Below are 20,456 nucleotides of genomic sequence, written 5' to 3'. Positions count from 1 at the left end.
ACATCATGGTTCACGTCACTACCAAGATCGACCGCGCCGACAAGGCCGCGATCGACCGTCTGGGCGCCTTCTCGGCCGCCACCATCCACGAAGCCCAGGGCCGCAAGGGTGCGCTGGATTCGGGGATCAAGCCCATCGATCGCGACATGTCATTCTGTGGAACGGCCTTCACGGTCGTCTGCCATCCGCGCGACAACATCATGCTCCAGGTCGCCATCAGCTACGCGCAACCCGGCGACGTGCTCGTCGTATCCTCCGGCGATCAGCCCGCGGGCCAGTTCGGCGACGTGCTGGCCAACGCGTGCGTGGCCCGGGGCATCAGCGCACTGGTCACGGACGGCGGAGTGCGGGACAGCCGGGAGATCCGCGAACTCGGGTTCCCCGTCTTCTCCAAGCACGTGTGCATCGAGGGAACGGTGAAGGAATCCCTCGGCCCCGTCAACCAGCCGTTGGTGTTCGGCGGCCAAATCATCTATCCCGGCGACGTGATCAAGGGTGACTGCGATGGAGTGGTCGTGATCCGACGCGACGAGGTCCAGTTCGCCATCGACGCCTCCCGTGAGCGCGACGCCGCCGAAGCCGCCTACATCGAGCGCTACAAGAAGGGTGAAACCCCGATCCAGGTCAGCAATCTCGCCCAGGTGCTCGAGGCGAAGGGCCTCACCGTCGACCAGTGAGCCGGCCGCTCCCTGCCGCAGTTGCGTGATGCGACGGGCATCCTCGGTCTCGACGAGGGCATGTATCGGCTGCTGGCCACACCCCGGCGATCGCTGACCGTGTCGGTGCCGCTGCTACCGGGCGGGCGGGCTCGACATCCCGAAACTCGAGGCGTGGGTCGCGGGGGGCGGAACCCTCGCGACGTATCCGGACGCGGACACCGTCACCAACCGGGAACTACTCGGCCTCGACGTCGACGTTCTGGTTCCCGCCGCGATGGACGGCGTCCTGACCGCAGACAATGCCGCCGACGCCCGCGCCCGCATGATCGTCGAAGGCGCCAACGGGCCGACGTCACCCGAGGCCGACGCCATCCTGCAGAGCAACGGCGTCACCGTGGTCCCGGACATCCTGGCGAACGCCGGCGGGGTGGTCGTGTCGTACCTCGAATGGGTCCAGAACCTGCAGGCGTTCTCCTGGACCGGTGCCGAGGTGGACCGGAAGCTCTGCGTGTTCATGCAGAACGCCTCCCGTAGCGTGTGGGCCCTTGCCGCGGAGAAATCGCTGACGCTGCGGCGCGCCGCCCACGTCATCGGAGTCGGGCAGGTAGCGGAGGCGCACGAGGCGCGGGGACTGTTTCCCTGACCGCCGTCCCACGCAGCGGTTATGCCGTGAATACCTGCTCGGAGGATTCTCGGCGGAGGTGATGGTCGTCCTCGCCGGGTGTGTCCGAGCTGCCGGTCAGCTCGTCGAGGAGGATGTATCCCCCGTAGCCGAGGCCGGCAACGGCGAGGACAGCGGCGTACAGCCGGTCGAACATCAGTTTCTCCGTATCGTCTGCGGAAACCCCCGAGCCGGCCAAGTATGCCCCTGGACCCACCGGTCCGGGTACTACCCAATCGGACGGTTCGAAGACTGTCCTTGACAGACATCAAGATAAGGAAACCTTGCAATCCGGATGTGACTCTGGTCTCATTATGGGATGTCCACCTCTGTCGGCGGCCCAGCGTCTGTCTCTCTCGTCAGCCGAGACGTCGAAGAGGCGCGTCACGTGGGTGGGCGACTGTTCTACCCGCACTCCGTGGAAGTTCTCGGCGATCAGCAGAGCTTCGGCATACACCTCGATGCCGCCGAGTTGGGCCCCGTCACCATGGGCTGGCTGTCCTACGACACCGAGGTCGAGATCGAGACCGGCGAACTCCAGGACTGGTATCAGGTCAATGTGCCGGTGAGCGGCCGGTTGAAGACGAGCTCGGGCGCCGACCGGATCATCGCGACCCCGTCGTGCGCCGCCGTGTACCGCGCGGACCGCGGATCGGTGCTCCAGGGCTGGGGGCAGGAGACCCGACGGATCCTGGGGATGAAGATCGAACGCCGCGCCGTCGAGGAGCAACTCGCGCTGCTTCTCGGACGTCCGATCCGCAATCCGATCGCCTTCGATCTCGCGTTGGACATCACCACCGGCCACGGGCAGCAGTGGTGGTCCGTGATGCAGGCCCTGTCGGTGCAACTGCGTGACACCGACGCCCTCTTCCGCCACCCGCTACTGCTGGCGCCGCTGACGCAGAGCGTGATCGTGTCGCTGCTCCTGGCGTCGCGGCACGACTACAGCGAGCAGTTGGCGGCCACCGTCGCCCCCGCGTGCCCGGCGGCGGTCGAGCACGCCAAGCAGTACATCGAGGCGCACGCGGACGAGCCGTTGACCGCCCTCGAGATCGCCGGCGCGGTCGGGGTGAGTCTGCGGGGGCTGCAGCACGGCTTCCAGACGTCGTTGCAGACCACCCCGATGCGCTATCTGCGGGACCTCCGCCTGCGGAAGGTCCGTGGCGACCTGCTGGCGGCCGATCCCGAGACGGCAGGCGTCGCCGAGATCGCGTACCGGTGGGGTTTCAACCACCTGGGTCGCTTCGCGGGGCAGTACCGCGAGATGTTCGGTGAAAGCCCTTCTGCGGCACTGCGGGCGATCACTTCTCGATGATCAGAACCGGAGGACCGGTTTGATCGAGGCACCGCTGGTCATGTCCGCGACGGCGGTGTTGATGTCGTCGAAACCGTAGTGGGTGATGAGGCGGTCGATCGGCAGCCGGCCCGACTTGACGAGGTCGACGAGAACGGGGATGAGAGTCTGAGTTTCGCTGTCGCCCAGCGTCAGACCCACGAGAGTGCGGCCAGGGATCATGGCGTTGACGTCGACCGGCACCTCGGTGCCGAAGGCCGGTGCACCGACGATGACGGCGGTGCCGCGAGGTGCGAGCGCGTCGATCGCGGTCCGCAGCACCCCGACGTTGCCGGTGGTCTCGACCGCGCCGTCGACGCCGTCGGGAAGGATCTTCGCCAGTTCCTCAGCGGTGTCGACCTCGGCAGCGTTGATCACCTGGGTCGCGCCGAGTTCGCGGGCGAGATCGAGCCGCGCCGGAACCCGGTCGACGACGATTACCTTCGACGCCGGAGTCAGAGCCGCGGCCATCACCGCCGACAACCCGACGGCGCCCGCCCCCGTGACGAGTACGGTCTGGCCCGGGCGGGGTTTCAGTACGTTCCACACCGCCCCGACACCGGTCTGCACACCGCACCCCAGCGGCGCCAGTATGTCCAGTGGGGCGTCCGGGTCAACCTTCACTGCACTGCGTGCGTCGACGACGGCATGGTGCGCGAAGGAGGACTGCCCGAAGAAGTGCCCACCAATCGCCTCGCCACCGCGGCTGACGGGGCTGGTTCCATCGGCACGCCCGCCCCCGATCAGGTTGAGCGGCAACCACGTTGCGCAGTAGGCCGGATGCCCGTCGCGGCAGTTCCCGCACGAGCCGCACGAGCTGAACGACAGGAGGACGTGATCACCGACGTCGACTGTCGTCACGCCGGCGCCGACCTTCTCGACGATCCCGGCTCCCTCGTGCCCGAGCACGCCGGGCAGCGGGAACGGCAACGCGCCCGAGGCCACTCCGAGGTCGGTGTGGCAGAGGCCCGCGGCGACGAGACGAACGAGAATCTCGTCGGAGCGTGGTTCGTCGAGGTCGACGGTGGACACGGTGAACTTCGCTCCGCCGGTTTCGACGACGGCGGCGGTGGTGCTGGTGGGCATGGTTGCTCCTGAAAGGTGGGTGCGCTTTAGGCGAGGGAGATGACGACGGACTTGACCTTGGAATACGACTCGAGGGCCTCCGGGCCGTATTCGCGGCCGAATCCGGAGTTCTTGACGCCGCCGAACGGGACGGCGGGGTCGAGCATCGCCCAGTCGTTGACCCACACGATGCCGGCCTGCAACCGGGCCGCGACGCGGTGGGCCCGTGCGACGTTCGACGTCTGCAGGCCCGACGCGAGTCCGTATTCGGTGCTGTTGGCGAGCGCGATCGCCTCGTCCTCGGTGTCGAACGGCTGTACCGTCAGCACCGGCCCGAAAATTTCCTCCTGCACAACGCGGGAGGTGTTGGGCAGGTCGGCGATGACGGTCGGCTTGTAGTAGTAGCCGCCGCCCAGGTCGAGTCGTTCGCCGCCGGCGACGATGCGGCCACCGTCGGAGCGGGCGATCTGCACGTATTCCTCGACCTTCCGCACGTGCTTGTCTCCGGCCATCGGTCCGACGACGGTGGCCGGGTCGAACGGGTCACCAACCGGCACACCGGGAACGGCCTGCCCGAGGATCCCGAGCACCGTCTCGTAGAGCGGGCGGGCGACCAGCAGCCGCGGCCCGCCCATGCAGAACTGTCCGGTGTTGAACACGAAGCCCTTGATGATCGCGCCGATCGCCTTGTCCACGTCGGCGTCCTCGAAGACGATGTGCGCTGCGTTGCCACCGAGTTCCATGGTGACGGGCGTGAGGTTCTCTCCCGCGACGCTCGCGGCGTGCCGGCCGACGGCCGTCGATCCGGTGAACGCGATCTTGTCGATCCCCTTGTGCTGCAACAGGGCCTCGCCCACGGTCGACCCCTTGCCAGTGACAACGTTGACCACGCCCGCGGGAACCCCTGCCTCGGTGAGGATCTCCGCCATCAGCAGGGCGCTCAGCGGAGTGTCCTCGGCGGGCTTGTGGACCACGGTGTTCCCGGCGGCCAGGGCGGGTGCGATCTTCGACGTACTGAGGATCAGCGGGAAGTTGAACGGGGTGATGGCGCCGACGACGCCGAGTGGTTCGCGGCGAGTGTAGGCGTGGGCGTCGAGTGGAGTCTCCCGGTTCGAGCCGCCCGCGGTCTGCGCGAGCGCGGCACAGTACTCGTACTGCTCGGCGGTGGTCATCACGTCGACCGGTCGGCACAGGGAGACGGGTTTGCCGACGTCGACGCTCTCGACGGCGACGATCTCGTCGGCCCGTTCGCGGACGAGCGCAGCGACGCGAAGCAGGATCCGGGCCCGTTCGCGGCCCGGCAGTCCCGACCAGCGACCGTCGTCGAACGCGGTACGGGCGGCGCGTACGGCGGAGTCGAGATCGTCCGCGTCTGCCTCGGCGACGGTGGTGACGGGCTTCCCGGTGGAGGGGTCGACGATCTCGAATCGTTCCCCGGCACCGGCCTCGCGCCACTGCCCGTCGATGAACAGCTGGCGTGGCCCGATCTGCGGGCGGGTGATGACGGCGGTGTCGTCGGTGACTGTCATGTCGCTGCCTTCGCTTCGTGTGAGCTGCCGACCGTATTCGGCAGGGTTCCTTGTGTTCGTTGTTGCGGTCGAACCCGGCTCGGGCGACCTAAGATGGTCAGGAAACCTGAGGTCCGAGTTCGTGGGCCTCGAGCTCGAGGCGCGGGGAGAAGTGGACGATGACGGCGGACCTTCCGGACGAGATCGACGAGACACCGCTCGACGGGGAGTACGCGCACGACTCCTCGCCGACCCTGCTGTACGCGATCAAGCAGGTCGAGCTGGCGATCCGATCCCACATGGATGCCCTGCTGCGGCCGATGGGAATCACCGCGCTGCAGTACACGGCGCTGACCGTCCTGCGCCGGCGCGACGGGTTGTCGTCCGCCGAGCTGGCACGAAACTCCTTCGTCACCGCGCAGACGATGGGCGAGATGCTCTCCGCGCTGGAGCGCCGCGGACTGGTGACCAGGCGCGTCGACCCCGCCAATCGTCGCCGGATGCTCACCAGCCTCACCGCGGACGCTCTGGACCTTCTCGCCGAATACGACACGAGCATCTGCGGGCTGGAGGAACAGATGCTCGCCGACATGAGTGTTCGTCAGCGCGATGCGTTCCGCGGATACCTCGGCCGCTGCCGGATCGCCCTGGCCGAGACGCCCGCGCACTGAGGCGCGTTGCGTGTCAGAGGTTCTGGCCACGGAACCGCTGCGGCCACACACCGGACTTGCCGGGCGCGATGATGCCGTTGGGGTCGAGGGCGTCCTTGATCTTCTCGTGGAACTTCAGCAGCGCACCGTCGCCCCAGTCGAACGTCGCCATCACGTCGTCCATCAGGGCGTTGTGGGTGCGGTATTCGCCGTAGCCGGCTTCGGCGGCCTCGCGGACGAGGACCTTCGTCATCTGCAGGATTTCCTCACGGGCCTCGGGGATCGCCGTGTCGTAGATGAACAGGCACACATGGTGCATCTCGCGGAGCCCGATGATGAATTGCGCGGCGTAGTCCTTGGCGTATTCGTCGGCGCGAGCGCGGACCATCTCGAACTGCTTCATCGCCTCGCGACCGTCCGGCGCCGACACCGGGGAGAATCCGATGTGCCCGCCGTTGGGCACCCAGTCCAGGAGTTGCAGTTCGTCCAGGCTGGGGATGCCGTTGTTGATCTTGTGTCGGTCCTGCAACACATGTCCACCGCGGTCGTCGCGTTCCTCGTGTGTGAAGAAGCGGGCACCGGGAATCTTGCCGAACGCCTCCTTGATCATCGCGTAGTACATCTCGATCAGCGGCGGCGGTCCGTACAGGGTGCCGTAGAAGTTCCAGAACCCGAGATCGAGATCCTTCTTCATCCTCTCGATCGCCTCGGCCGGCATCGGCCCGTCGCCGTCGAACCACTCGGTGCGCTTCGACACCGCGGCCGCGTCCATGAAGATGTTGCGCAGCACCGGAACATTCTGCAGCGGAGCCATATTGATGCGCAGCGGCAGCATGATGTCGACGATCTGCTCGAGATCCTCCTCCTTGTCGAAGGTGATCAGGAACGACTGCGACGCGGGCGGCCGCTGCATCAGGGCGATCCCCATCTTGGTGACGATCCCGAGATTCGACTGGGTGAACAAGCCGTCCGGGAAGGGGCCGAACCCGTAGGGGAACAATTGCCACGCGTCGCTGCCGGGCAGTGCGCCCATCCCGGTGCGCATCACCTCGCCCTGCGGCAGAACCACTTCCAGTCCCGTCTGCCACATGAAGTGATCGCCGTACGGGGTGTACCCGACGCCGCGGTCCAGGGTGTTTCCCACCACGCTGCCCCATCCCAGGTCGGGACAGTCGAGCATCAGGCCGGAATCGTGACTCTGGAGGTACTCGTACAGGTCGAAGTAGGTGACCCCGGGTTCGAGCAGTGCGTAGCCGTACTTCTCGTTGACCTCGAGGATTCGGTTCATCCGCTCGCCGGTCTTGACGATCACCGAACCCGACAGCCTCGGGGCGGCGCCGCCGTAACCGTTGTTCTTTCCGGTCGAGACCGGGGAGAGGGGGATGCCGTACTCGTTGGCGATCCGGACGATGTCCTGGACCTGCTCGGTCGACTCCGGTGAGACGACGGCCGACGGCATGTTGGCCTCGGCGGCGCCGACCGGGTACGGGTCGCGGAACGCTTCGAGTTCGTCTGCGGTCGACAGGACCCATTTGTCGCCGACGACGTCGCGGAAGCGCTGGAGCGCCGCGTCGAATCGCTCGTCGGAAACGCCAGGGGGAAGGGTTCGCGTCATTCTTGACTGCTCCTCGCTCGGCGGCCGCCTCGCTGCGGCCGGGTCGTACGCAAGACCTGCGACAGCTGTTCGCTGAATATCAGGTTTCCTTGCTTACAAGTGTGAGGGCCGTCACCGAAAGGAGCAATCCGTTATGCGCCGGGCGTGACTCGGATTTCCCCCGGCATCCATGCTGGTCAGCGGGATTCTCGCGGAGAGGTCTATCCGGTTTGCGCAAAACGGCGGCGGTGGCCGGGATACCCGTCACGGGATCCCGGCCACCGCCGCTTGCGCCTGAGTTTTTCAGGGTTTGAGCTGGATCTTCACCGCCCCGTCCTGCTTCTTCTGGAAGATCTCGTAGGCGTGGGGTGCCTGTTCGAGGGGGAGTTCGTGAGTGGCGAAAGTGTCGACGCCGAGCGGGTCGTCGTCGCCGAGGAGCGGCATGATGTCGTCGACCCACTTCTTGATGTTGGCCTGGCCCATGCGCAGCTGAATCTGCTTGTCGAACAAGGTGAGCATGGGAATCGGGTCGGCCATGCCGCCGTAGACCCCGATGATGGAGATGGTGCCTCCGCGACGAACGATGTCGATCGCCGAATACAGCGCGCCGAGACGGTCGACCCCCGCCTTCTGCATGAGCGGCGCCGCGACCGCATCGGGAAGATACCCGACGATCTGCTGGGCGAGTTTGCCGATCGGTGAACCGTGCGCCTCCATGCCGACCGCGTCGATCACCGAGTCGGTGCCACGGCCGTCGGTCGCGTCGCGGATGACGTCGGCGAGATCGCCGCCGTGTTCGTCCAGGTTCAGGGTTTCGATGCCCCGGGCCTTGGCGCGAGCAAGGCGCTCGGGGACGTTGTCGACGGCGATGACCCGTGCGCCCTTGTGGTGGGCGATGCGCGCTGCCATGTCTCCGATCGGTCCGAGACCGAGCACGGTGACCGACCCGCCTTCGGGGATCGCGGCGTACTCGACGGATTGCCACGCCGTGGGCAGCACATCGGACAGATAGACGAAACGGGAATCCGGCGGGCCCTCGGGCACTGTGATGTGAGTGAACTGGGCCTGCGGAACACGCAGGTACTCGGCTTGTCCTCCCGGCACCTCGCCGTAGAGCTTGGAGAAACCGAACAATGCCGCCCCCATGCCCTGCTCGCGAACCTGCGTCGTCTCACACTGCGTGTACAGCTGCAAGTTGCACATGAAGCAGTCGCCGCACGAGATCTGGAACGGGATCACGACGCGGTCGCCGACCTTCAGGTTGCCCGCCGCCGTGCCGACCTCCTCGACGATCCCCATCGGTTCGTGACCGAGGATGTCCCCTTCTCCCATGAACGGGCCGAGAGTTTCGTACAGGTGCAGATCGGAACCGCAGATGTTCGTCGTCGTGACCTTGATGATGGCGTCGGTCGGGTGTTCGATCTTCGGATCGGCGACGGTGTCGACGCTGACCTTTCGTTTGCCTTGCCACGTGACTGCTCGCACTGGGAACCAAACCTCTCGTCGGTCGATGTCCGTAGTCGGGTGCCCGACGGGAGGTGGAGGTAAACCGTGCTCGACAGGGGGTGTGATTATTTGACGGCGAGGACGTCGACAGGGCGAATGTCGGGGTCGGTGGCGAGTAGGTCGGGGCCGACCTTGCCCAGTGCCTGAGGGATGGCTCCGGTCAGGTGCGCCTGGCGGCCGTCCTCGTTCTCGAACGTGTCGAAGATGCCGTATGTCGTGTCGCTGACCTTGACGCGTACCAGGTGACGGTGCCCTGTTCTTCCGCCGCCAGGGCGCGCCCCTGCTTCAGGAACGCGGCGAGTTCTTCGCCCTTGCCCGGCTTTGCCTCGAGCAGTGCCACTAGTCCTCGGTCGATCGTCATGATGTCTCCTCGATGTGGTCTACCCATGAAGTTAGGAGCGCCGAGCCGCAAGCGGAATGGGTGTCATCCGGCGCGGGCCACGACGAGGGCGGCGAGCCCGTCGAAAATACGGGCCAGGCCGAATTCCAGCGCGTCGTCCTGCCCGGAGGTGGCACTGGCCGACGCGAACGCGGCCGTCACCTGGGGGTAGCGGTCGGCGTGGTCGGCGAGGATGCCCGTCATGATCGCGTTCAGGGACTTCTCCGGTGTGTCGGTTTCGGCGCCGGGCGCCGTCGTCTGCTGAGCGAGGCTGCGCACGTGACCGGTGATCAGGACCACCGCGTCCAGGCGTTCCCCGCCGGTGAGTCCCGTGTCGCGCAGGGCGTCGAGGCCGGTTTCGAGCCAGTCCAGTTCGTTCGGGCCCATCACTCGCGGGCCGACCGCGACGTCCACCACCCACGGATGCCGCCGCAGGCCCGCCCACATCCGGAGAGCCCACTCGTGGAGCGCAGCGCGCCAGCCGCCGTCGATCTCGGACAGGTCGGGCGCGGGTCCGAGAGCGGCATCGAGCATGAGGGCGGTCAACTCGGCCTTGCCTGGGGTGTAGCGGTAGAGGGACATCTTGGTGAACCCGAGGTCTTCGGCGAGGCGCTGCATCGACAGTGTGGCGAGGCCCTCGGCATCCGCCATCGAGATCGCGGTGGCGACGATCTGCTCGAGGCTCAGCGCGGGTTTCGGTCCCCGCTTCGGTCTCTCCGGCGATCCCCACAGCAGCTCGGCGGTACGGGGCTGGGTGACCATCTGCGCTCCTCCGGACGACTCTTGATCCGGAATAGTGTCTACCATACACTGATTTGTGTCCGTCAGACACAAATAATCCGCGGAGGCTCCCATGTCGAACAGAACCGTCCTGATCTCGGGTGCAAGCATCGCCGGACCTGCATTGGCGTTCTGGCTCGGCCGCTGCGGATACGCCGTCACCGTCGTCGAGCGGGCGCCCGACCTTCGGCTCGGCGGCCAGGCCGTCGACTTCAAGGGGGAGGTTCACCGAAAAGTGTTGGAGAGGATGGGAATCCTCGACGACGTGCTCCGTCGCCAGACCGGGAAAACCGACCTCCTGATCGTCGACGAACGCGACAGGCACCTGGCGACCATCCCCGGGGAATTCGTCGGCGGCGACATCGAGATCGCGCGGGGCGACCTCACCGAGATCCTCTACCGGCGCACCGCCGAGTCGTGCGAGTACCTCTTCGGCGATTCCGTCACCGCGCTGGTCGACACGGACTCGGGTGTCGAGGTCACGTTCGAGAAGTCGGACGCACGCCGGTTCGACCTGGTGTTCGGCGCCGACGGCATCCACTCGGCCGTTCGTCGCCACCGGTTCGGGCCGGAGGACGAGTTCGTCCGATTCCTCGGGTACTACTACGCCGTCGTCGGGACCACCGGTTCGGCGAGTGACGCCTCGCCGGACAGGGAACGCGGGACGGGACTGATGTACAACGAGCCGGGACGGATGGCCGTGGTCGGCGGACCGAAGGCTCCGGAATTGTTCGTCTTCGCCTCCGACCGGATCGAGTACGACCGCGCCGACATCACCCAGCAGAAACGAATGCTGACCGCCGCGTATGCCGGAGCGGGGTGGCGCGTGCCCGGCTACTCGCGCACCTGGACGACGCGCCCGACTTCTACCTCGACTCGATCGCGAGGGTCGAGACCGATACCTACACCGCCGGCCGTGTGGCCCTGGTCGGTGATGCCGCGTACGGAAATACGCTGGGCGGCTTCGGGACCGGCCTCGCCCTCGTGGGTGCGTACGTCCTGGCGGGTGAGCTCGCCGCTGCAGACGGCGACCACCGCGTGGCGTTCGGACGCTACAACGAAAAGATGCTCGGGTACGCGAAGATCGCCCGCAAGGGCAGTGCCGGACCGTTTCTCGCGCCGAAGTCGGCTACTCGAATCAGGCTGCGCAACTGGACGTTCAAGTCCACTTTCCTGTTCGGCCTGATGATGAAGCTGACCGACTCCTTCGCCACCGACATCGATCTGCGGGACTACCCGGCGCTGCGATCAGCTCGGTGTGCCGGCGATGTTGACCATCCATGAAATGCCGAACTTGTCAGTACAGGCGCCGAATTCGTCTCCCCACATCTGCTTCTCCAGGGGCACGGACACGGATCCGCCGTCGGCGAGCTTGGCCCAGTAGCCGCGGAGTTCGTCGCCGTCGTCTCCGCTCAGGCTCACCGCGATGTTGGTTCCCGGGTTGTGTTCCATCCCGGGCGGGGTGTCTGCACCCATGAGCGTGTAGCCGGTGTCCGACTCGAGCATGGCGTGCATGATCTTGTCGGCGCCTTCGCCTTCCGGCGCACCGTATTCACCGAACGTGTTCAACGCAAGGGTGCCTCCGAAGACGTCCTTGTAGAACTCCATTGCCTGCCGCGCGTTGCCGTCGAAGCTGATGTAGGGGTTGAGCCGAGAGGTCATGGGACATGCTCCTTCTTCGTGCCGGAACCGACAGCAACGACGGTACAACGACCGGCCGACACGATGTGGGGAACGGACGGCCGAGGCGGATCAGTGGGTGGAGACCGTCGCGAACGCCGCCCACAGCACCGGTGAGTGCTCGATCGTCCGCTCGTCCCGCCAGGCGGCCACCCGCTCGCGTTGCCAGTCGCAGAGCGCGCCGACCGCGTCGGGCAGTTCGTGCGCCGCGTCGATCGAGCAGATGGCGTCCTGCAGCGGACGCGCGTGTGCTGCGGCGCCGGCGATGCGCTGGAACGCGAGGTCCGTGGGCAGGGCCCAGCGGCTGGCCGTGACGAGTTCCGCCCCGCCGGCGATCATCGCGGAGACCAACCCGAGTGCCTCGCTGAACCGCAGGTCACCACCGCTCTCGCAGGCGATCAGCGCCACCCTGCTCGGGATCGGCCACAACTCCGCGCCGCGGATCGGCTCGGCCGTGAGCGTGTGCGTTCCCAGCAGGAGGTCCTTCGCGGACAACGGCCGGTGAGCACGGGTCGGCTCCGCGAACCCGACGGAGTCCGCGGCGCAGGCGAGGTGCAGCTCGGCGTGCTCGCTCTGACCGGATTCGGGTGCCGCCGCGGTGACGTGACCGACATACATCAGCCGGCCCGCACCCTCACGCAACGCTGCGCCGAGCCACTCCCGGTCCACGTCTTCACGGCGGAAGCAGTCCGTCGGTCCGTCCACGTCGGGGAGCAGCCGGCCCTCGCCGGCGTACGTCGCGACCCGCTGCGACAGCGGACTGTCCGCGGCCATCCGCCCCAGGACCGAGCCGAGTTCCGAATCCGCACGGTAGCCCGGCACCCGCGGGTCGAGCACCGCGACGACGGGGAGTTGCCGGGTGTGCGTCCAGGTTCGGACCGGCCGGCCGGGCGAGTGGACGATGCTGAGCGGAGCCAGCAGGCTGACGTCCGCGATGTCGACGAGACGCAGCCCGGCGTCGGGTGCGATCAGTTCCCACGGCACCTGCGCGACGCGGGGCGACGGTTGGATCCGGAGGTGCGGCCGCACCCCGCGGGTGAGCAGCTCGTGCAGTTGCTGCGCAAGGCCGAACGGAAGAAATGTGCGTGAAAGGAGCTGAGCGAGATCGTGCTCCGACTCGTAGGCGGAGAAGCCGCCCGCCGTCAGCGCGTGCTGCAGCCCCTGCGGATCCGTGAGGTCGGGCAGAGCCAGGGCCAGCGCGGCGAGGGCGGCGTCCACCTGCGCGGCGGGTGCGACGCCGACCCCGCCGGCGTGCGAGTCGTGGGTCCACCGCCACGACGTGTACAGATCGCCGGCGTCGGCCATCCGGACGATCGCGGTCGGTGGGTGACACGGGTGAGTCGGCACCGTCCCAGCATCCCCTACCCACCCGGGTTGTGGCGCGAGTACCGGCACCCGGGTCGATCTGAAAGCCGAAAGCCGTGCCTGACGTGCAGGCACGGCTCGTCGACCTCGGCCGAGCTACGCGACCGTTGCGGCGGTGGACTCCTCGGCGGGTACGCCCGTCCGGATGAGCCGATCGAATGCGCTCAGCGCTGCCGTTGCTCCGGCGCCGGCGGCGATCACGATCTGCTTGTACGGCACGGTGGTGCAGTCGCCGGCAGCGAACACTCCGGGCACCGACGTCTGGCCGCGGTCGTCGATCGCGATCTCGCCGCGGTCGGACAACTCGACCGATCCGGCCAGCCACTCGGTGTTGGGCAGGAGGCCGATCTGGACGAAGACACCCTCGACGTCGAGCGTGTGCGAGGTGTCGGTCGTGCGGTCCTGGTAGGTCAGGCCGGTGACCTTGTTGCCGTCCCCGAGGACCTCCGTCGTGAGCGTGCTCAGGAGGATGTCGGCGTTCGGGAGGCTGCGCAGCTTGCGCTGCAACACCTCGTCGGCGCGGAGTACCGAATCGAACTCGACGAGAGTGACGTGCTCGACGAGTCCCGCGAGATCGATTGCGGCCTCGACGCCGGAGTTACCGCCACCGATCACGGCGACGCGCTTGCCCTTGAACAGCGGTCCGTCGCAGTGCGGGCAGTAGGTCACACCCTTGTTCCGGTACGCGTCCTCGCCGGGCACGTTCATCGAACGCCACCGCGCACCCGTCGACAGGATCACGGTGCGCGCGAGAAGAGAAGCACCACTTTCCAGTTCGACCTCGACGAGGCCGTTCTCGGTGGCGGCAGGCACGAGCTTCGCGGCCCGCTGCGTGTTCATGATGTCGACGCCGTACTGACGGACGTGGTTCTCGAGCGCCGACCCGAACTGGGGTCCCTCGGTGTGGGGGACGGAGATGAAGTTCTCGATCGCCATGGTGTCGAGCACCTGACCGCCGAAGCGCTCGGCGGCGATGCCGGTGCGAATTCCCTTGCGCGCGGCGTATACCGCGGCCGCGGCGCCGGACGGACCGCCTCCGACGACGAGCACGTCGAAGGGATCCTTCTGCGCGATCGCGGCGGCGGCGCGGTCGGCGGCACCGACGTCGAGCTTGCCGACGATTTCCTCCAGGCTCATCCGGCCGGAGCCGAAGAGTTCGCCGTTGAGGAAGACCGTCGGGACAGCCATGATCTGGCGGCCGTCGACCTCGTCCTGGAACAGGGCGCCGTCGATCGCGACGTGGCTGATGCGCGGATTGAGCACGCACATCAGATTCAGGGCCTGCACCACGTCGGGGCAGTTCTGGCAGGACAGCGAGAAGTAGGTCTCGAAGTGGAAGTCGCCGTCGAGGTCGCGGACCTGCTCGAGCAGTTCGGGGGCCTCCTTCGACGGGTGACCGCCGACCTGGAGCAAAGCGAGTGCGAGCGAGGTGAACTCGTGGCCGAGAGGGATGCCCGCGAAGCGGACCTCGATGTCGGTGCCGCTGCGGCGGACCGCGAACGACGGGCGTCGCGTGTCGTCGTCGCGGCGTTCGTAGGTGATCTTCTCCGACATCGCCGCGATCTGGGTGAGCAGTTCGGCGAGTTCGACCGACTTGGGTCCGTCGTCGAGTGAGGACACGAGCTCGATCGGCAGGGTCAGCTTTTCGAGCAGGGACTTCAGTTGGCCGGCAAGCGAGGCTTCGAGCATGAGGATCTACTCCATCGGTCGGGAGGACAAGGGGATCGGAAACCGGAAATTCTGGTTCAGGTGGTCCGGAAGGTGTTGGTGCGACACCGATTGCCCCCACGGGAGCTGAGCACCGGGAACCGCCCGCACGGGCTCAGGAAATCTGAGCCCGTGCCTGCGGTACGACTGGCTGCGTCAGATCTTGCCGACGAGATCCAGCGACGGGGCGAGGGTCTCTTCGCCCTCTTCCCACTTGGCCGGGCAGACCTCGCCCGGGTGCGACCGGACGTACTGAGCGGCCTTGACCTTGCGTACGAGCTCGGCGGCGTTGCGCCCGATGCCTTCTGCGGTGACCTCGGTGAACTGGATGACTCCGTCGGGGTCGACGAGGAAGGTGCCGCGGTCGGCCAGTCCCTCGTTCTCGCGGAGGACCTCGAAGTTCTTGCTGATCTCCTGGGTCGGGTCACCGATCATGGCGTACTTGATCTTGCCGATGGTGTCGGACGATCCGTGCCACGCCTTGTGCGTGAAGTGCGTGTCGGTGGACACCGAGAAAACCTCGACGCCGAGTCGTTGAAGTTCCTCGTGGTGGTCGGCGAGGTCGCCGAGTTCCGTCGGGCAGACGAAGGTGAAGTCGGCCGGGTAGAAGTAGAAGACCGCCCACTTGTCCTTGATGTCGTCTGCGGACACGGTGATGAACGCGCCGTCCTTGAAGGCGTTGGCGGCGAAGGGCTTGATCTGCGTGTTGATCAGGGCCATTGAAACCTCTATTCGGGGAGACGGGGAATCCAACAGTGACGAGGCTATCCAGCAGATTGGAATAGGTCCAATCTATGAGACCTATTCCATAGATTGGGTGGGGCTATCAATGGTCGCGGAATCGGCAGCGTTGCAGGTCAGTGCCGCACTCCACCCACACCACCTGAGGTGGTCGCAGAACGTGTGGTGTGACGACGATGACACCTGGGAGAGGTCACCATGCAGGCACTACCCGGCTGTCCCGGACCGCGCGACGGTAGCGTTCCTCGGCGACCGCGATCGAGTTGTCCAGCGCGATTCGCCCATCCGACGTCAGGGCGAGCCGTGGGGGAAGGGGCACCGGCAGACCGGCGCCGGCCGCGACTCCGGCCAGTGCGGCGCCGAGCAGGAACGACCCCTCGGTGTCGGTCGTGCCTGCCGGGGTAAGGTCCGGCAACTGCAGGGGGAGCCGCGCCGGGGTGCGGTGCCCGGCGCGGCCGACGTCCACCGTCGTCCCCGCGCACTGCGCCTCGACGAGATCGGCCACCAGGCGCGCGTCACCCGAGGCGTACGCGAGCCGGAACGCCAATTGCATCGCCGGATCCGCGATCTCGCGGTTCCACTGCTCGCGCTGACGCCCGTTCGGGAGTGTGTACCGCACGGCGTCGATGGCGATCGCCGCGGGCACCGCGAGCGCGGTGGCGCGTGCCGGCACCGCGCTGTCGGGAGTTTCGGAGGCCGCGAGCGTGGACTCGAGGAGGGCTGCGTGCCAGAAGTCGACCTGCGCGCAGTGCAGCCCGAGCCCCAGCCCGCGGTACGTGTCGAACGCGGCGGCGAGCAGTGTCTCACCCTCGTCGGGTCGCCCTTCACCGAAGGCGACGGTGGCGAGGCGGGTCTCGACGTCCGCGGCGTCGAGTACCGCTCCGGAAGTCCGGAAGCAGTCGATGCTGCGGCGATAGAGCGTCGCCGCGCGTTCGGTGTCGCCCCGGCCCTCGGCGAGAAAGGCGAGCACCTTCGATCCGATCCCCGCCCGGTGGCCGATCCCGGCGCGCTCGAAGTACGTCTGGCTCGACAGCACCAGCGGTTCCGCTTCGTCGGGCCGCCCCGAGCGGACGCGCATGATGGCCAGGTTCTGCTGCGTTTCGGCGACCGCGCTGACGTCGCCCGCGGTCTCGAACGCCTCGAGCGCCTGCCCGGCGAAGTCGTCGGAGAGGTCGAAGCGCCCGGTCTCGAAGTGGATGGCGGCCAGGTTCATGAGCGGGTGGCCCGCCAGCGCGGGGGCGAAACGCACCGCCGCGTCGAGGGACTCGGTGGCGATGTCGGCCGCGTGCGCCCACTGCTGCCGGTGCATCGCGACCGCGGTCAGTGACAGCAGGCACGCGACGCGCAGGTCGCCCTGATCGTCGGCTGCCGCGAGCAGTCGCCGTGCCTGCTCGAGCGCGTCCTGCGCGCCGTCGAGGTCGCCGATGTGCTGCAGGGCCTGCGACAGGTTGACCAGCGCCGCGGGACGCTTCCGGATCGCGTCGGCCGGCATCTCCGCGAGGGCTTCCCGGTAGAGGTCGACGGCCTTCGTGTGATCGCCCAGCTCGTCGGACATGCTGGCCGCGTTGATGATCGCGCTCGTCCGAAGATCGCCGGTGGTCGAGCGGGCGACCTGCTCGAACGTCCGGAGTGCCTCGGCGACCTCTCCGCGGGAGTACGCTGCCGCGCCGGCCGCGAGGAGGTCACGCCCCATCTGATCTCCCACGTCAGAAGTCCGAATCCGAGGCGGCCGCGGCTATCTCGGCGAGCAGGGGCGCGTCCGGCCCGTCGTCCGCCGCCGTCTCCGAAGCTCGGCGTAACCGCCGGCGGACCAGGGCCCGAACGCGCTCCCGGGCCTCGGGACCTCCGTCGTCGGCCTGACCGGTCACACCGAACCCGGGCAGGTGCACGTTCACGGACACCCCGGATTCCGAGCCCGGTGGTGCGGCGGACTCGCCGGACCACACATCCCCTGACAGCTGAAGCACGACGTCAGCGGTGCCCGATGCGGCGCCGATCAGCGCGTGTGGACGCACATGCGCCGGCATGGGTTCGGAAAGGCCCGGTGCCGCAACCACGCTCACTCGCACGGTCGTGTTCCCGGCGGCGCGCACCACCTCCCACGACACCGCACGCTCGGACGCGTCGACGAGCCCGGGTGGGTACCGGCGCCAGTCGGATCCGGTGGTACCGCGCGCCAGGACGAGCGTGCTCGGCAGCGTCGCGACCGCCGCGCCGGCCGCGAGGGCGTAGTCGTCTGCCCGGCGGGGCCGGTCGGCGAGCTCCGGGCCCGTCGGCACGACGGCGTCGTCTCCGTCGACGAGTAGATCGCATTCCTCGACGAGGGTGGCGATCTCGCCGTTCAACAGCCCCTCGTCGAGCGGGGGGATGGCGTCGATCGTCGAGGCCGGCCACCACCGCGCCGCCCAGTGCGCGTACGCGAGTCGCCTCGCACCGGCGGCCACCCGCGGTCGCGCCGGCTCGACCGTGACGCCGCGCCCGGAGCCGGCGGCCACGGCGAGCGCGACTTCCTCGCCGAACACGGCCCACACCCAGTTCTGCGCCGACGCGACGTCGTCGAGCACCGCGACCGAGACCGTGTGGTCGGCGAGCACACTCCACGACAGGTGCCCACCCAGCACTTCCAGCACTGCCACGTGGATGCCCGCGGCGTCGTCCAGGACACTCGGTGCGTCGTCGGGGGCGATGACCCATACCCCGTCGGGCGCGCGCTCGATCCGCACCGTGCCGGGGGTCAACTCGCCCTCGATTCGGGAGCACCCGCCGCATCCGTCAGCGGAATTGCACCGAGCGCCTGCTTGACCCGCATGCGGTGGTCGAGGATCACCGATCGCGCCACTCCGTCGAGGAGGTCCCAGAGCTCGTCCGGTTCGTGGACCGAGAACTCGCGCACGTCGCGGCCGTGGAGGCGGACCCACAGGCGGCGGAGGTAGGGCCGCCACGGCTCGAGGAGTTCGGCGGCGATGGCCGTCAGCGGATTCGCTTCGGGCAGCGACGCGGCGTCGGCGCTCACCGTGAGGCGGCGTGCCTGCAGGACATACGCCTCCCGTTGCCAGCGGCCGTTGATCACCCGGACGGCGGTGGTGTCCGTGCCCGCAGGAGAGGGCGCGGTACCGATCGGACGGAGACCGGTCGCCAGGGCAACGCCCGTCGTCGCCGCAACCCGCAGGGATTCGTCGAGAAGCGCCCAGGGCGAGCAACTTCGGGCGATCTCGGTGGTGACCAGGTCGTGGATCGGTGGCAGCTCCGCACGGTCGGTCGACGCGCGGAGCACCGTGAAGACGCGTTCGTAGACGGACCGGTCGAACGGGAGCCCGAGGGTCGAGGTGGACGCCGACGCTCCCAGACGCGGCGGCGCGGGCACGGGATGCGCCGTCAGCCCGAGCCGGTGGGCAGAGGCGTCGGTTGTCCAGAGCGCAATCCCGCGGTGGGTTCCCGCGTGGCCGGCCAGCAGGCTGTCGAGTGCCTGCCGTCCGTCGTCGCCGTCCTGCTCCAGGCGCGCGCCGGGACAGGCGTCGAGAACCACGTGGATCGCGTCGGCGTGGTCGACGGTGGCCGCGCCCGACAGCGGTCGGCGTCCCCACGCGACGTCGATCAGGGCGTTCAGCTCGCGGGCCCGTTCCGGGTCGGTGACGTGGGCCTTCAACGCCTGAGTGGTGCGGCCTGCGGCGACATCGTGCACGTCGCGCAACGTGTCCTCGGCGACGGATTCGCTCCGGAGCGGGTCGGGGGTGCCCGAACCGGTCGCCAGTTCGAAACAGCGTTGGAAATACAGGTCCTGGGGGTTGCCGTCCGTGATGCGCAGCGCCCGGCGAACCCGTTTGAGCAGCGTGAACCAGGCGGCGGTGGCGCGGAGCGCGTCGGCGGAGGCGTGCACCCGGGTGGCGAGCAACTGCGCCCCGTCGGCCGTGACGATCGGACCGGCGCACAGCGGGTTCTGTACCGGGCGGATGACCAGCGGATCGAGGATCAGTTTCACGGTGCGGCTCAGGGGTCCGCCGTCCGGCCCACTGAGCGGTTCGACCCCGTCCAACTCGCGCCACACCTCGTCGAGGACCATCGCTCGCGGTCGCCGAGCAGCCACTGAGCTCCTCGATGTCGTCCGCATTCGAGCAGGCTACCGCAGGGATGCCCCGTCGACGGGTCGACAAATCTGGGATCGGTAGGGCGCGAGACGTTCCTACCTTTCTCACATCGGCTCCAGTCCGCGAGCCGAAGGAATCGACGACGGGCGCCGAGCGCCCCTCACGAAAACGTGAAGGACGGATCATGAACAAGATCGTTCGGACTCAGAAGCGCGTCTACACCGCCGGCATCGTGGCAGCGGCCGCTGTCGCCCTGCTCGTCTCGGGCTGCAGCGACACCGGTGACAGCAACTCCGGCGGCGGAAGCTCCGAACAGTCCCCGGCCGCCGCGAACCCGGCAGGCGCGTCTTCGGCCGCCGTCGACGGCAAGGCACTGGAAGCCGACTTCGACGCCACCTGCGCCAAGCAGGGCGACACCCTGGCGTTGGCGCTGGCAGACACCGCCAATTCGACGTACGGCGACCTGGCGGTCTCCGCGACCATCACCGGCGCGGACACCGTGCAGGCCGTCGGAATCGCGGGCAGCAAGGGCGGGTCGAACGGCCTCCCGTACGCCCTCGGCTTCGGGCAGGGAATGCCCGGCGGCTCCGCGACCGTCGTGAAGGACGGCGACACCTACACGATCAGCGGCGAAGGCGTCGGCGCGCCCGACATGAGCAACCCGACCGCGCCGAGTTCGTCGAAGTTCGACATCACGTTCGCATGCTCGACCGTCGTGGGCGGCTGAGCCGGCTCACCCGGGA

The 20,456-nt window shown here is 67.9% G+C and carries 18 protein-coding genes and 2 pseudogenes; 6 read left to right on the top strand and 14 right to left on the bottom strand.

Features of this window, described 5'->3' with window-relative positions; genetic code table 11:
- Positions 1–5 precede the first annotated feature (5 nt).
- Entirely contained in the window at positions 6–677 is a 672-nt protein-coding gene (locus tag PSR88_RS16765) for a 4-carboxy-4-hydroxy-2-oxoadipate aldolase/oxaloacetate decarboxylase (RefSeq protein WP_011595939.1), read from the top strand.
- Positions 678–804: 127 nt separating this feature from the next.
- A pseudogene (locus PSR88_RS16760) lies at positions 805–1,302 on the top strand (Glu/Leu/Phe/Val family dehydrogenase); the annotation flags it as partial.
- A gap of 19 nt (positions 1,303–1,321) precedes the next feature.
- On the opposite strand, the gene PSR88_RS16755 reads toward PSR88_RS16760, so the two are convergent.
- A complete protein-coding gene (locus PSR88_RS16755) occupies positions 1,322–1,477 on the bottom strand; it encodes a hypothetical protein (protein WP_167540945.1) in 156 nt (51 codons plus the stop codon).
- Positions 1,478–1,639: 162 nt separating this feature from the next.
- Here PSR88_RS16755 and PSR88_RS16750 point away from each other — a divergent pair, with 162 nt between their 5' ends.
- Positions 1,640–2,635: an AraC family transcriptional regulator gene (locus PSR88_RS16750; RefSeq protein WP_202800450.1), complete on the top strand. Its 996-nt coding sequence runs from the start codon at positions 1,640–1,642 to the stop codon at positions 2,633–2,635.
- On the opposite strand, the gene PSR88_RS16745 is transcribed toward PSR88_RS16750, so the two are convergent.
- Together PSR88_RS16745 and PSR88_RS16740 are read right to left on the bottom strand one after the other, a co-directional pair.
- The gene (locus tag PSR88_RS16745; RefSeq protein WP_016881939.1) at positions 2,636–3,739 is read right to left on the bottom strand and encodes an NAD(P)-dependent alcohol dehydrogenase; all 1,104 of its coding nucleotides are present in this window, start codon (positions 3,737–3,739) and stop codon (positions 2,636–2,638) included. It lies immediately after the preceding gene.
- Between the two features lie 26 nt (positions 3,740–3,765).
- Positions 3,766–5,247 carry an aldehyde dehydrogenase family protein gene (locus PSR88_RS16740; RefSeq protein ID WP_016881940.1) on the bottom strand — a complete coding sequence of 494 codons (1,482 nt, stop codon included), beginning with the start codon at positions 5,245–5,247 and terminating at the stop codon, positions 3,766–3,768.
- A gap of 158 nt (positions 5,248–5,405) precedes the next feature.
- On the opposite strand from PSR88_RS16740, the gene PSR88_RS16735 reads away from it, so the two are divergent.
- Entirely contained in the window at positions 5,406–5,897 is a 492-nt protein-coding gene (locus PSR88_RS16735) for a MarR family winged helix-turn-helix transcriptional regulator (protein ID WP_009476236.1), read from the top strand.
- Between the two features lie 13 nt (positions 5,898–5,910).
- On the opposite strand, the gene PSR88_RS16730 is transcribed toward PSR88_RS16735, so the two are convergent.
- The 4 genes from PSR88_RS16730 to PSR88_RS16715 all read right to left on the bottom strand — a co-directional run bounded on the left by PSR88_RS16730 (position 5,911) and on the right by PSR88_RS16715 (position 10,117).
- Positions 5,911–7,491: an FAD-binding oxidoreductase gene (locus PSR88_RS16730; protein WP_016881941.1), complete on the bottom strand. Its 1,581-nt coding sequence runs from the start codon at positions 7,489–7,491 to the stop codon at positions 5,911–5,913.
- Between the two features lie 282 nt (positions 7,492–7,773).
- Positions 7,774–8,955, bottom strand: a complete 1,182-nt coding sequence (locus tag PSR88_RS16725) for a zinc-dependent alcohol dehydrogenase (RefSeq protein WP_009476233.1) — start codon at positions 8,953–8,955, stop codon at positions 7,774–7,776.
- 181 nt (positions 8,956–9,136) lie between these two features.
- Positions 9,137–9,337: a hypothetical protein gene (locus tag PSR88_RS16720; RefSeq protein WP_237724034.1), complete on the bottom strand. Its 201-nt coding sequence runs from the start codon at positions 9,335–9,337 to the stop codon at positions 9,137–9,139.
- Between the two features lie 63 nt (positions 9,338–9,400).
- On the bottom strand, positions 9,401–10,117 hold the full coding sequence (locus tag PSR88_RS16715) for a TetR/AcrR family transcriptional regulator (RefSeq protein ID WP_016881942.1): 717 nt from the start codon (positions 10,115–10,117) through the stop codon (positions 9,401–9,403).
- A 91-nt stretch (positions 10,118–10,208) separates the two neighbouring features.
- Between PSR88_RS16715 and PSR88_RS16710 the strand changes: the two are divergent.
- Positions 10,209–11,419, top strand: a pseudogene (locus PSR88_RS16710) (FAD-dependent monooxygenase).
- Here the strand turns inward: PSR88_RS16710 and PSR88_RS16705 are convergent.
- The 7 genes from PSR88_RS16705 to PSR88_RS16675 all read right to left on the bottom strand — a co-directional run bounded on the left by PSR88_RS16705 (position 11,384) and on the right by PSR88_RS16675 (position 19,688).
- The gene (locus PSR88_RS16705) at positions 11,384–11,797 is read right to left on the bottom strand and encodes a VOC family protein (RefSeq protein WP_009476229.1); all 414 of its coding nucleotides are present in this window, start codon (positions 11,795–11,797) and stop codon (positions 11,384–11,386) included. The pseudogene PSR88_RS16710 and the gene PSR88_RS16705 sit on opposite strands and share 36 nt — an antisense overlap.
- A gap of 90 nt (positions 11,798–11,887) precedes the next feature.
- On the bottom strand, positions 11,888–13,162 hold the full coding sequence (locus PSR88_RS16700; RefSeq protein WP_029538953.1) for a CHAT domain-containing protein: 1,275 nt from the start codon (positions 13,160–13,162) through the stop codon (positions 11,888–11,890).
- 114 nt (positions 13,163–13,276) lie between these two features.
- Positions 13,277–14,869: an alkyl hydroperoxide reductase subunit F gene (ahpF, locus tag PSR88_RS16695; protein WP_016881944.1), complete on the bottom strand. Its 1,593-nt coding sequence runs from the start codon at positions 14,867–14,869 to the stop codon at positions 13,277–13,279.
- Between the two features lie 174 nt (positions 14,870–15,043).
- The gene (gene ahpC, locus PSR88_RS16690; RefSeq protein WP_005250059.1) at positions 15,044–15,607 is read right to left on the bottom strand and encodes an alkyl hydroperoxide reductase subunit C; all 564 of its coding nucleotides are present in this window, start codon (positions 15,605–15,607) and stop codon (positions 15,044–15,046) included.
- A 214-nt stretch (positions 15,608–15,821) separates the two neighbouring features.
- On the bottom strand, positions 15,822–17,321 hold the full coding sequence (locus tag PSR88_RS16685) for a tetratricopeptide repeat protein (RefSeq protein ID WP_016881945.1): 1,500 nt from the start codon (positions 17,319–17,321) through the stop codon (positions 15,822–15,824).
- Positions 17,322–17,334: 13 nt separating this feature from the next.
- The gene (locus PSR88_RS16680; RefSeq protein ID WP_016881946.1) at positions 17,335–18,366 is read right to left on the bottom strand and encodes a hypothetical protein; all 1,032 of its coding nucleotides are present in this window, start codon (positions 18,364–18,366) and stop codon (positions 17,335–17,337) included.
- A complete protein-coding gene (locus PSR88_RS16675; RefSeq protein WP_037196711.1) occupies positions 18,363–19,688 on the bottom strand; it encodes a hypothetical protein in 1,326 nt (441 codons plus the stop codon). The genes PSR88_RS16680 and PSR88_RS16675 overlap by 4 nt, the downstream gene beginning before the upstream one ends.
- Positions 19,689–19,897: 209 nt before the next feature.
- On the opposite strand from PSR88_RS16675, the gene PSR88_RS16670 reads away from it, so the two are divergent.
- Positions 19,898–20,440, top strand: a complete 543-nt coding sequence (locus PSR88_RS16670) for a lipoprotein LpqH (RefSeq protein WP_009476223.1) — start codon at positions 19,898–19,900, stop codon at positions 20,438–20,440.
- Positions 20,441–20,456 lie beyond the last annotated feature (16 nt).

Source organism: Rhodococcus sp. DK176, from assembly GCF_038447315.2.
GTDB classification, from domain to species: Bacteria; Actinomycetota; Actinomycetes; order Mycobacteriales; family Mycobacteriaceae; genus Rhodococcus_F; species Rhodococcus_F jostii_A.
This window is presented reverse-complemented; position numbering and strand designations above follow the sequence as displayed.